Annotated in this window: 10 protein-coding genes and 1 other RNA gene; 8 read left to right on the top strand and 3 right to left on the bottom strand. The window is 67.4% G+C overall.

All coding sequences use genetic code 11. The features are described 5' to 3' along the window. Positions 1-85 precede the first annotated feature (85 nt). An RNA gene (gene ffs, locus WS96_RS11760) (signal recognition particle sRNA small type) lies at positions 86-184 on the bottom strand. 387 nt (positions 185-571) lie between these two features. Here ffs and trxA point away from each other — a divergent pair. The 8 genes from trxA (at position 572) to WS96_RS11715 (ending at position 9,164) form a co-directional block, all read left to right on the top strand. Then, the gene (gene trxA, locus WS96_RS11750; protein ID WP_006402348.1) at positions 572-898 is read left to right on the top strand and encodes a thioredoxin TrxA; all 327 of its coding nucleotides are present in this window, start codon (positions 572-574) and stop codon (positions 896-898) included. A gap of 195 nt (positions 899-1,093) precedes the next feature. Beyond that, positions 1,094-2,356 (top strand): transcription termination factor Rho, encoded by a 1,263-nt coding sequence (gene rho, locus WS96_RS11745; RefSeq protein ID WP_006478662.1) that lies wholly within the window; start codon positions 1,094-1,096, stop codon positions 2,354-2,356. Positions 2,357-2,481: 125 nt separating this feature from the next. Then, on the top strand, positions 2,482-2,982 hold the full coding sequence (locus tag WS96_RS11740) for a MerR family transcriptional regulator (RefSeq protein WP_059832656.1): 501 nt from the start codon (positions 2,482-2,484) through the stop codon (positions 2,980-2,982). Next, on the top strand, positions 2,979-4,535 hold the full coding sequence (locus tag WS96_RS11735; protein ID WP_059781043.1) for an MFS transporter: 1,557 nt from the start codon (positions 2,979-2,981) through the stop codon (positions 4,533-4,535). The genes WS96_RS11740 and WS96_RS11735 overlap by 4 nt, the downstream gene beginning before the upstream one ends. A gap of 38 nt (positions 4,536-4,573) precedes the next feature. Next, on the top strand, positions 4,574-5,407 hold the full coding sequence (locus tag WS96_RS11730) for a zinc-dependent peptidase (RefSeq protein ID WP_059832654.1): 834 nt from the start codon (positions 4,574-4,576) through the stop codon (positions 5,405-5,407). A gap of 157 nt (positions 5,408-5,564) precedes the next feature. Next, on the top strand, positions 5,565-5,831 hold the full coding sequence (locus WS96_RS11725; RefSeq protein WP_011549676.1) for a type B 50S ribosomal protein L31: 267 nt from the start codon (positions 5,565-5,567) through the stop codon (positions 5,829-5,831). A gap of 142 nt (positions 5,832-5,973) precedes the next feature. After that, positions 5,974-7,806 carry an ArnT family glycosyltransferase gene (locus tag WS96_RS11720; RefSeq protein WP_082720241.1) on the top strand — a complete coding sequence of 611 codons (1,833 nt, stop codon included), beginning with the start codon at positions 5,974-5,976 and terminating at the stop codon, positions 7,804-7,806. A gap of 2 nt (positions 7,807-7,808) precedes the next feature. Then, the gene (locus tag WS96_RS11715; RefSeq protein ID WP_059832650.1) at positions 7,809-9,164 is read left to right on the top strand and encodes an MATE family efflux transporter; all 1,356 of its coding nucleotides are present in this window, start codon (positions 7,809-7,811) and stop codon (positions 9,162-9,164) included. A gap of 11 nt (positions 9,165-9,175) precedes the next feature. Here WS96_RS11715 and lipA read toward each other — a convergent pair whose 3' ends face one another. Together lipA and WS96_RS11705 are read right to left on the bottom strand one after the other, a co-directional pair. Beyond that, positions 9,176-10,141 carry a lipoyl synthase gene (lipA, locus tag WS96_RS11710; protein ID WP_059832648.1) on the bottom strand — a complete coding sequence of 322 codons (966 nt, stop codon included), beginning with the start codon at positions 10,139-10,141 and terminating at the stop codon, positions 9,176-9,178. A gap of 2 nt (positions 10,142-10,143) precedes the next feature. Then, positions 10,144-11,259 carry an acetoin dehydrogenase dihydrolipoyllysine-residue acetyltransferase subunit gene (locus WS96_RS11705; RefSeq protein WP_059824813.1) on the bottom strand — a complete coding sequence of 372 codons (1,116 nt, stop codon included), beginning with the start codon at positions 11,257-11,259 and terminating at the stop codon, positions 10,144-10,146. Positions 11,260-11,263 lie beyond the last annotated feature (4 nt).

The following is an 11,263-nucleotide window of genomic DNA, read 5'->3' as shown; positions in this document are numbered from 1 at the left end:
AACGGTGCGGAACACGGGCAACGCGCAGGTCGAACGGAGTGTGACGCAGAAATAAAAAACGCCCGGCGAACGGGGCGAGAAGGAAGGTGACGAGCCCAACCCTCGGCACTGGCGGAAAACGATTGTGGCTGCTTCGTTCCCGACCTGACCAGGTTCACCGCCCCACCATGCGAGGAGGCCCGTCACGGCATATTCTATCACCGCTTCGGGACGAATGCGACCGTTTGTTCGCATCAATGCGAATCTCGCCGGGCAAACCGGCGCGTCGTTCAACCGGACACGTGGAATGCGGCGCGCCCCTTGTAATTCGCGGACCGACCTCCACCTGCGTGGCACAACGGTCGAACGTCGCGTCGTACCCCTACTCGCGTAGCGGCTACTATCGCCGCCCGCAGCAGATAGCAATTTAGGCTAATATGACGCCCGAACGACCCGCGAGCCGCGGCATGCAGCGCTTACGCCCTCTTTCCGGAAGGCGGAGTGACCTGCCGCAGCGGCCGGCAGCCCACGGCGGCCGGTACGCCGCAACGCGCAAGCAGGCAGTCCCCGAACCGTAAGAGGTATTGACCCAATGAGCGAACAGATCAAACACATCAGCGACGCATCGTTCGAACAGGACGTCGTCAAGTCCGACAAGCCCGTTCTCGTCGATTTCTGGGCCGAATGGTGCGGCCCGTGCAAGATGATCGCCCCGATCCTCGACGAAGTCGCGAAGGACTACGGCGACAAGCTGCAGATCGCGAAGATCAACGTCGACGACAACCAGGCCACGCCGGCGAAATTCGGCGTGCGCGGCATCCCGACGCTGATCCTGTTCAAGAACGGCGCGGCCGCCGCGCAGAAGGTCGGCGCGCTGTCGAAGTCGCAGCTCACCGCATTCCTGGATAGCCACCTGTAATACCGGCAGTTCCGCGGACGTGTTGTCAGTCGGCAACACGTCCGTCGTCAAGCCGCCGATCGCTCGCTCAAGCGCGAATCGGCCTATGCTAGAATTAAAAAACGTCGGCAAGACGCATTTAAGTCTCTGAGCGCCTCCGCTCGCCCTCCTCCCTTATTTTCTTTCGTCGCATCTCCTCCCTGGCGGGTTCTCCGTATGCATTTATCCGAGCTCAAGTCTCTGCACGTGTCCGAACTGATCGAAATGGCCAATGGCCTGGAGATCGAAAACGCGAACCGCCTGCGCAAGCAGGAGCTGATGTTCGCCATTCTCAAAAAGCGCGCCAAGACGGGAGAGACGATCTTCGGCGACGGCACGCTCGAAGTGCTGCCGGACGGCTTCGGCTTCCTGCGCTCGCCGGAAATGTCGTACCTCGCGAGCACCGACGACATCTACATCAGCCCGTCGCAGATCCGTCGCTTCAACCTGCACACCGGCGACACCATCGAAGGTGAAGTCCGCACGCCGAAGGACGGCGAGCGCTACTTCGCGCTGGTGAAGGTCGACAAAGTCAACGGGCAGCCGCCCGAGGCCTCGAAACACAAGATCATGTTCGAGAACCTCACGCCGCTGCACCCGAACAAGCCGCTGTCGCTCGAACGCGAAATGCGCGGCGAAGAGAACGTCACCGGCCGCATCATCGACATGATCGCGCCGATCGGCAAGGGCCAGCGCGGCCTGCTCGTCGCGTCGCCGAAGTCGGGCAAGACCGTGATGCTCCAGCACATCGCGCACGCGATCAAGCAGAACCACCCGGACGTGATCCTGTTCGTGCTGCTGATCGACGAGCGCCCGGAAGAAGTGACCGAAATGCAGCGCTCGGTCGCCGGCGAAGTGATCGCGTCGACGTTCGACGAACCGGCCACGCGTCACGTCCAGGTCGCCGAAATGGTGATCGAAAAGGCCAAGCGCCTCGTCGAAATGAAGCACGACGTCGTGATCCTGCTCGACTCGATCACGCGTCTCGCGCGCGCGTACAACACCGTGATCCCGGCGTCGGGCAAGGTGCTGACGGGCGGTGTCGACGCGAACGCGCTGCAGCGCCCGAAGCGCTTCTTCGGCGCGGCGCGCAACATCGAGGAAGGCGGTTCGCTGACGATCATCGGCACCGCGCTGATCGAGACCGGCAGCCGCATGGACGACGTGATCTACGAAGAGTTCAAGGGCACCGGCAACATGGAAGTGCACCTCGAGCGCCGCCTTGCAGAAAAGCGCGTGTATCCGTCGATCAACCTGAACAAGTCGGGCACGCGTCGCGAGGAAATGCTGATCAAGCCCGAGATCCTTCAGAAGATCTGGGTGCTGCGCAAATTCATCCACGACATGGACGAAGTCGAGGCCATGGAATTCCTGCTCGACAAGATCCGCCAGACGAAGAGCAACTCCGAGTTCTTCGACCTGATGCGCCGCGGCGGCTGATCGCCCCGCTCCGCGACACGGCCGCCCGTGCATCCCGCCGGCGGCCGTTTTTCGATCCCAACCTGAACGTGAACGTACAGGTTGATCTATAATCGCGTCATTGTCCCGCCGAATCTCCCTGTCCGATGCCGAACGATGCCTCCACCCCGCTATTGACCGTCAGCGATGCCGCGTCGCGGCTCGGCGTCACGCCGCGCACGCTCAAATATTACGAAGAGCGCGGGCTCGTCACGCCGTCGCGCAGCGAAGGCCGCTATCGCCTTTACGACGAAGCCGACCTCGAGCGCTTCGCGCGCATCCTGCGGCTGCGTGCGCTCGGCTTCTCGCTGCACGGCATCACCGAAATGCTGAAGCGCCCGCTGGAAGAAACGGGCGACGGCCGGCGCCGATATTCGGAGGCGTCGCTGCGCGAGATCCGCGCCGGCCTCGCCGGGCAGATCGAGACGCTCGACCGACGGATCGCGGCCGTTCAGCGCGAGCTGAAGGAGGCCGTCGCGCTGCGCAAGGAGCTGCAACACGACATCGACTACGTCGAACGGCGCCTCGCCGGCGAAAACGCCGACGCGCTGATCGCGCAGCGGCAGGCCGAAGCCGGTACGCGGGCCGCACGCAAGGATCGCGAATGAACGCGGTGCCCGGCCGGCCGCCGCTGTGGAGCCGCGCGAACCTGCGCGGGGATCTGTTCCCGTGGGCCCTCGCGCTCGTCACCGGCATCGACTACTTCGACAACGCCGTCTTCTCGTTCTTCGCGAGCTACATCGCGGGCGGCATCAACGCGTCGCCCGACGAACTCGTCTGGTCGTCGAGCGCCTACGCGGTCGCGGCCGTGCTCGGCATCCTGCAGCAGCAATGGTGGGTCGACCGGCTCGGCCATCGCCGCTACGTCGCGGGCTGCATGCTGATGTTCTCGTTCGGCGCGATCGCGGCGGCGCTGGCCGACACGTCGCTGGCGCTCGCGTTCGCGCGCGGCTTCCAGGGCTATTTCATCGGCCCGATGATGGGCGCGTGCCGGATCCTGATCCAGATCAGCTTCAAGCCGCAGGAACGGCCGCCCGCGACGCGCGCTTTCCTGATCATGATCCTGCTCGGCAGCGCGCTCGCACCGATCGTCGGCGGGCTGCTGGTCGCGCATTCGACGTGGCGCGCCCTGTTCGCGTGCACCGCGCCGGCCGGCATCGCGTTCGCGATCCTCGCGTTGCTCACGCTGCCCGATTCGGGCCGCACGCCGGACGACGAACGCGGCTCCGGACACTTCTGGCCGTACGTCGTGTTCGCGCTCGCGCAAGGGGCGCTGCAGATCGTGCTGCAGCAGGTGCATTACCAGCTCTACAGCGGCTCGCCGATGCTGATCGTGCTGACGATCGCGGGGCTCGGCGCGCTCGCGTGGTTCGCGTATCACCAGTGGCATCACCCGACGCCGCTCGTGCGGCTGCACGCGTTTCGCGAGCGGACGTTCCAGATCGGGCTGCTGCTCTACATGTTCTATTACTACGAGACGACGGGCTTCAGTTATCTGACGTCGCGGTTCCTCGAGGGCGGGCTCGGCTATCCGGTCGAGAACGCCGGGCGCCTGGTGGGCACGATGTCGCTGATCTCGGCCACCGCGCTGTTCGCCTACCTGCGCTACGCGAAATTCGTCACGCACAAGAAGTGGTTCGTCGTGCCGGGGTTCGCGATCGCCGTCACGGCCGCGCTGTGGATGACGCGGATGACGCCGCAGGTCGGCGAAGCCGCGCTGATCGTCCCGCTGCTGCTGCGCGGGTTGCTGCTGCTGTTCATCGTGCTGCCGGTCGCGAACCTCACGTTCCGGATTTTCGCGATCGACGAATACACGCACGGCTACCGGCTGAAGAACATCGTGCGGCAACTGACGATCTCGTTCGCGACGTCGTCGGTGATCATCGTCGAGCAGCACCGGCTGGCCGTGCACCAGACACGGCTCGTCGAGCGCGCGAACGCGTTCGATCCGCTGTTCCAGCAGACCGTCGATGCGCTGACGCGCAGCTTTGCGGCCGCCGGCCACGCGCCGAACGATGCGCACGGCCTCGCGATCGCGTCGATCGCGCGGATGGTGGCGCAACAGGCGTCGTTCCTCACGTCGCTCGACGGCTTTTACTTCCTCGCGGGCGTGGCGCTCGTCGGCGGCCTCTTCGCGGCATGGCAAAAACAGATCGATTGAGTTAAAAGACAGGCTTTGGATTTTCGTCCGCCGCCTCCATGCTTTCGAAACTGACCCGCTGGTTCGACGACCGCCGCCGCGACCGCGCGCTGCGCAGCCACCCGATTCCCGACGCACTGTGGCACGAAACCGTCGAGCGCCTGCCGTTCCTCGCGACCTTGCCGCCCGACGCGCTCGGCCGGCTGCGCGAGCTGACGAGCCTGTTCGTCGCGAAAAAATCGTTTTCGACCGCGCACGGGCTCGAGCTGACCGACGCGATGATCGTCGCGATCGCCGCGCAGGCCTGCCTGCCCGTGCTGAATCTCGACCTGTCGCTGTACGACGGCTGGGTCGGCGTCGTCGTGTATCCGGGCGAATTCGTGATCCGCAAGACCGTGCAGGACGAGGGCGGCGTCGTCCACGAAGTCGAGCAGGATGCGAGCGGCGAGGCTTGGGAAGGCGGCCCCGTGATCCTGTCGTGGGAAGACGCGCAGATGACGGACGGTCGGGACGCGTACAACGTCGTGATCCACGAGTTCGCGCACAAGATCGACATGGTCAACGGCGCGGCCGACGGCTATCCGCCCCTTTTTCGCCGCTGGCATGCGCCGCATCTCGACGCGCAGGCGTGGGCCGACGTGTTCGAACACGCGTACGACCAGTTCTGCGCGCGCGTCGACGCGGTGCCGGACCGCGCGTGGGCGCGCTTCGAGCGGGACTCGCTGATCGATCCCTATGCGGCCGATCACCCGTCGGAATTCTTCGCGGTGTGCAGCGAGGCGCTGTTCGTGCGGCCGAAAGCGTTCGAGTCCGAATTTCCGGAGCTGTACCGGCTGCTCGCGCGCTACTACCGGCAGGATCCGGCCGGCACCGGCGCACTCGACGCGCGATGAAAATTATTCGTCAACCGTCTGATTTTCTGGCATAATCGCCGTTTTTCGACCTTAGGCAAGTGGCTCGCGCCGGGCTTGACGTCGGCCGAATCGCTCCCATCGGGGCGGCTCGACACGGCAAGCGGCGGGTTGGCTACCGCTATCACCAAGGAAAATCATGAAACCTGGCATTCACCCGGACTACCGCGAAGTCGTCTTCCAAGACATGTCGAACGGCTTCAAGTTCATCACGCGCTCGACGATCCAGACGCGTGAAACCATCGAACACGAAGGCAAGACCTACCCGCTCGCCAAGATCGAAGTGTCGTCGGAATCGCACTCGTTCTACACGGGTCAGCAAAAGATCATGGACACGGCAGGCCGTGTCGAGAAGTTCAAGAACAAGTTCGGCGCACGCGCGAACGGCAAGGCTGCAGCAAAGTAAGCTTTGCACCGATCCGGTGGTTGCAACGCACCGGTACCGCACGAAAGGGCAGCCCAGGCTGCCCTTTTTTGTCTCTGCTCGCCGGGAAGCGCCATCCCGCGCCCGGGCAACGACCTGACGCACAACAGTGGGCGCGACTACAATGCCGGATGCTCGAAACCGGCTCGACCGCGCGCCACCGCACCGGCCGCCCGCCCATAACAAATCGCTCATCTGCATGAAGCCTGTCGTCCGTCTCACCGCCTCCGCCACGCGCGCGCTGCCGCGCTGGCTGCTGCTCACGCTCTGCTGCGTTTACGCGGCGTTCGGCCTGTTCGGTCGCGACCCGTGGAAAAACGAGGATGCGGCGGGCTTCGGCGTGATGTGGACGATGGCCAAGGGCGGCTGGCACGACTGGCTGCTGCCGAACCTGGTCGGCAAGTTCATCACGACCGACGGGCCGCTCGGCTACTGGCTCGGCGCGCTGTCGATCCGCGGCCTCGGCCCGTGGGTCGACGCGAGCAACGCATCGCGCGTCGACACCGGCGTGCTGTTCTGCGTCGCGTGCGCGTTCGTCTGGTACGCGGCCTACCTCCTCGGCCGGCGCGCCGAGGTTCAACCGTTCAAATACGCATTCGGCGGCGAACCCGAACCGCGCGACTACGGCCGCACGCTCGCGGACGGCGCGCTGCTGGTGCTCGTCGCCTGCTTCGGCCTCGCGGAACGCGGGCACGAAACGACGCCGCAGCTCGCGCAGTTCGCGTGGATCGCGATGCTCGTCTACGGGATCGTGCGCGGCATCGACAAGCCGCTGCAAGGCGCACTGTGGTGGGGCCTCGCGATCGGCCTCGTCGCGCTGTCCGGCAACCCGGTGCTGGTCGTCGCACTGCTCGCGGGCACGGCCGCGCTGTGGCTCGTGACGCCCGAGATGCGCAACCTGCGCCTGCCGCTGGTCGGCGTGCCGCTCGCGGCGGCGATCTTCGCGCTCTGGCCGCTCGCCGCCTTCGTCGCGGCGCCGGACGACGCCGCCTGGTTCTTCAACCAGTGGATTCACGGCAGCCTGATGCGCTTTTCGGGCCCGCCGACGGCCGTGCTCGGCTATGCGGCGAAGAACCTGCCGCTGTTCACGTGGCCGGCGTGGCCGCTCGCGATCTGGGCGTGGTGGAGCTGGGCCGGCATGCGCCGCCGTGCGCACATCGCGATTCCGCTGTCGGTTGCCGTGCCGCTCGTCGCGCTCGTGATCCTGCAAAGCCAGCAGTCGAACCGCATGTACATGCTGCTGCTGCCGCCGCTCGCGGTGCTCGCGACGTTCGCGCTGCCGACCCTCAAGCGCGGCGCGATCAACGCGATCGACTGGTTCGCGGTGCTGAGCTTCACGATCCTCGGCACCTTCGTGTGGCTCGTGTGGCTCGCGTCGCTCACCGGCTTCCCGCATCCGCTCGCGCGCAACCTCGCGCGCCTCGTGCCCGGCTACGAGCCGCATTTCAAGATCCTGTCGTTCGTCTGCGCGGTGATCGTCACCGTGTGCTGGTGCTTCCTCGTGCGCTGGCGCGTCTCGCGACAGCCGAAGGTGCTGTGGCGCAGCGTCGTGCTGTCGAGCGCGGGCACCACGCTGATGTGGGTGCTGCTGATGACGCTGTGGCTGCCGATCGTCAACTACGGCCGCACCTATCGCGACGTCGCGCAACAGATCGCCGTGCACCTGCCGTCCGACTACGAGTGCATTTCGCCGGTGCGGCTCGGCGACGCGCAGATCGCGACCTTCGCGTACTTCGGCAACATGCACTTCGATTTCTCGGGCGACTGCGACGTGATCCTGCGCCAGGACCGCGCCGACTTCGGCGAGCCGAGCGCGATGTCGCAATACGTGTGGCGTCTCGTCTGGGAAGGCCGCCGCGTCGCCGACCGCGACGAGCGCTTCCGCCTGTACGAGCGCATCGAACGGCCGAAGACGCCCGTCAAGCGGCGTCCGCCGCGCCGCCAGGCGACCGATTGACGATGCTCGGCGACATCCGCCGGATCGTCGGTCTCGCGTGGCCGGTGCTGGTCGGCCAGCTCGCGATCATCGCGTTCGGCGTGATCGACACCGCGATGGTCGGCCGCTACTCGGCCGTCGATCTCGCCGCGCTCGGGCTCGGCTCGTCGATCTACGTGTCGATCTACATCGGCCTGACGGGCATCCTGTCCGCGCTGCAGCCGATCACCGGGCAGCTGTACGGCGCCCGGCGCTATGCCGAGATCGGCGAGGAAGTGCGCCAGGCGCTGTGGCTCGCGCTGCTGCTCTCGATTCCCGGCTTCCTGCTGCTGCATTTTCCCGAACCGCTGCTGCGCGTCGCGCACGCACCCGCCGCGCTGCACGACCGCACCGTCGACTACCTGCGCATCCTGTCGTACGGGCTGCCCGCCAGCCTCGTTTTCCGCATCTACAACGCGCTGACCAACGCGGCCGGCAAGCCGCGGCTCGCGATGATCCTGCAGATCGGCGCGCTGCTGCTCAAGTTTCCGCTGAACGTGTGGTTCATCTTCGGCGGCTTCGGCGTACCGGCGCTCGGCGGCCCCGGCTGCGGGCTCGCCAGCACGCTGATCAACTGGGCGCTCGCGCTGATCGGCTACGCGCTGCTCGCGAAGCTCGACGTGTTCGCGCCGCTCGCGATCTTCTCGCGCTTCTGCTGGCCCATGTGGGCGCGCCAGAAGGCGATCCTGAAGCTCGGCGTGCCGATGGGTCTGTCGTACCTGATCGAAGTCACGTCCTACACGTGCATGGCGCTGTTCATCGCGCAGTTCGGCACGACGACGCTCGCCGGCCACCAGATCGCCGGCAACATCGGCGCGGTGCTGTACATGACGCCGCTGTCGATCGGCGTGGCGGCGTCGACGCTGGTCGCGCGCGCGCTCGGCGCCGGACGCGTCGAGGAAGCCCGGCTGCTCGGCCGGCACAGCGTGATGTTCGCGTGCGGCGTGGCGGCCGCCTACGGCGTGCTCGTGTTCGCGCTGCGCCCGCTGATCATCGGCGGCTATACGCCGAACCCGGCCGTCGCCGCGGCCGCGATGCCGCTCGTCGCGATCGTCGCGTGCTACCACGTGTTCGATGCGCTGCAGGTCACGTCGGCGTTCGTGCTGCGCGCATACAAGGTGGCGGTCGTGCCGACCGTGATCTATGCGGTCGCGCTGTGGGGCGTCGGACTCAGCGGCGGCTACGTGCTCGGCTTCGACGTCGGCGGCATCGCGCCCGCGTGGCTGACCGGCGCGCGCGGCTTCTGGTTCGCGAACACGGTCAGCCTGATGCTGGCGGGCGCGGGGCTCGTGCTGTACCTGCGCCACATCGGCCGCGCGCCCGCCACCGCCGCGGGCTGACGTGCGGCGCGCTACGCGTGCTCCAGCACGTCGGCCGCGTGATACGACGATCGCACGAGCGGGCCGGCGACGACTTCCCTGAAACCGAGCGCGAGCGCCTCGTCGCGCCAGGCGGCGAAGGCGTCCGGACTCACGTAGCGCTGCACCGGCAGATGGTGCGCCGACGGCGCGAGATACTGGCCGAGCGTCAGCACGTCGACCTCGTGCGCGCGCAGGTCGCGCAGCGTGTCGCGCACCTCGTCGTCGCGCTCGCCGAGCCCGAGCATCAGCCCCGATTTCGTCACGAGCGTCGGCCGCGCGGCCTTCGCCTGCGCGAGCAGCTCGAGCGAGCCGCGATAGTCGGCGCCCGGCCGCGCCGCCCGGTACAGCGACGGCACCGTCTCGATGTTGTGATTGAACACGTCGGGCCACGCCGACGACAACGCGTCGAGCGCACGGGCCGCGCGGCCGCGGAAGTCCGGCGTCAGCACCTCGACGCCGATGCCCGGCACGCGCGCGCGCACCGCCGCGATGCACGCGGCGAAATGCGCGGCGCCGCCGTCGCGCAGGTCGTCGCGGTCGACCGACGTGATCACGACGTAGCGCAACCCGAGCGCCGCCGCCGCGTCGGCCAGCCGCGCGGGCTCGCCGGGATCGAGCGGCTCGGGACGGCCGTGCGCGACATCGCAGAACGCGCACCGCCGCGTACACAGCCCGCCCATGATCATGAAGGTCGCGGTGCGCTGCGCGAAGCATTCGCCGATGTTCGGACACATCGCCTCCTCGCAGACGGAATGCAGCCGATGCTCGCGCAGCACGGCGGCCATGTCAGCCACCGCCGCGCTCATCATCGGCCGTGCGCGCAGCCACGGCGGCTTCGGCAAGACCATGCCGGCCGCGGGCTCGACGCGCACCGGAATGCGCGCGAGCTTGTCGCGACTTCTCGCGCCGGGCTGGCCGAGCGCCGTGAGGCTGGGTCGTTCGAGCGCGGCGGCCATCGTCAGTCTCCGAGGAACGCGACGATCAGGCGGTTCACGTCGGCGGCCGCCTCCATCTGCACCATGTGGCCGCTGCCGGCGATCACCTCGGCGCGCACGCCGTCCGGCAAACCCTGCGCATGCTGCGCGGGAATCACCTGGTCGCGCTCGCCCCAGATCACGAGCGTGCGCGGCGCAAGCGTCGCGAGCCGGTCGCGGAACACGCGCCGCTGCGCGGCGCCGTCGAACGCGGCATGCGCGATTTTCTCGAGCGCGGCCTGCACGCCTTCGAGCCGCTTATACTTGACGAGATCCTCGACGAGCTGCCGCGTGACCAGCGCGTTGTCCGCGAACAGCGCACCGAGGTGCGGCTTCAGCGTGTTGCGGCTGTTGCCGGCGACGAAGCCGTCGATGTACGCGCGGTTGATGTCGGCGCCGAGCCCCGCGCTCGCGATCAGCGTGAGCGATGCGACGCGTTGCGGCGCACGCTCGGCCGCCGTCATCGCGACCGCGCCGCCCATCGAATGGCCGATCAGGTGCGCGCGCTCGATGTGCTGCGCATCGAGCAGCGCGAGCACCGCGTCGGCCAGTTCGTCGAGGCTGCCGGTCTCGACCGCCTTGCCCGACTCGCCGTGGCCGGGCAGATCGAGCGCCCACACCGGCCGGTGCGCGGCGAGATCCGCGTGATTGAACAGCCAGTTGTTCAGGTCGCCGCCGAAGCCGTGGATCAGCACGGCCGGCGTGCCCGCACCGTCGCCCAGCTTCAGGAAGCGGATCGTGCGGCCGCCGATCTGCGCCTTCTCCGGCTGCGGGCCGGCCGCCTCGTCGGTAGCCGCGCTCGGCACGAAATCGCGCTGGAAGTCGGCGATCGCCGCATCGATGTCGGCGTCGCTCGCATCGGCGGCCGCGACGACGCCGAGCAGCGCGCCGACGGGCAGCGTCTCGCCCTCCTGCGCGACCTGCCGGCGCAGTGTGCCGTCGAACGCGCACTCGACGCCCGACGAGATCTTGTCGGTCTCGACGTCGAGCACTTCGTCGCCCTTCGTCACGCGTTCGCCGATCGCCTTCAGCCAACCGTTGACCTGCCCCTGCTCCATCGACAGCCCCCATTTGGGCATCGTGATCATGTGAATCGACATCGTG

The organism is Burkholderia sp. MSMB1835, from assembly GCF_001526365.1.
Classification (GTDB): Bacteria; Pseudomonadota; Gammaproteobacteria; order Burkholderiales; family Burkholderiaceae; genus Burkholderia.
Note: the sequence above shows the minus strand (reverse complement) of the source record. Positions and strands in the feature narration are given on the sequence as shown.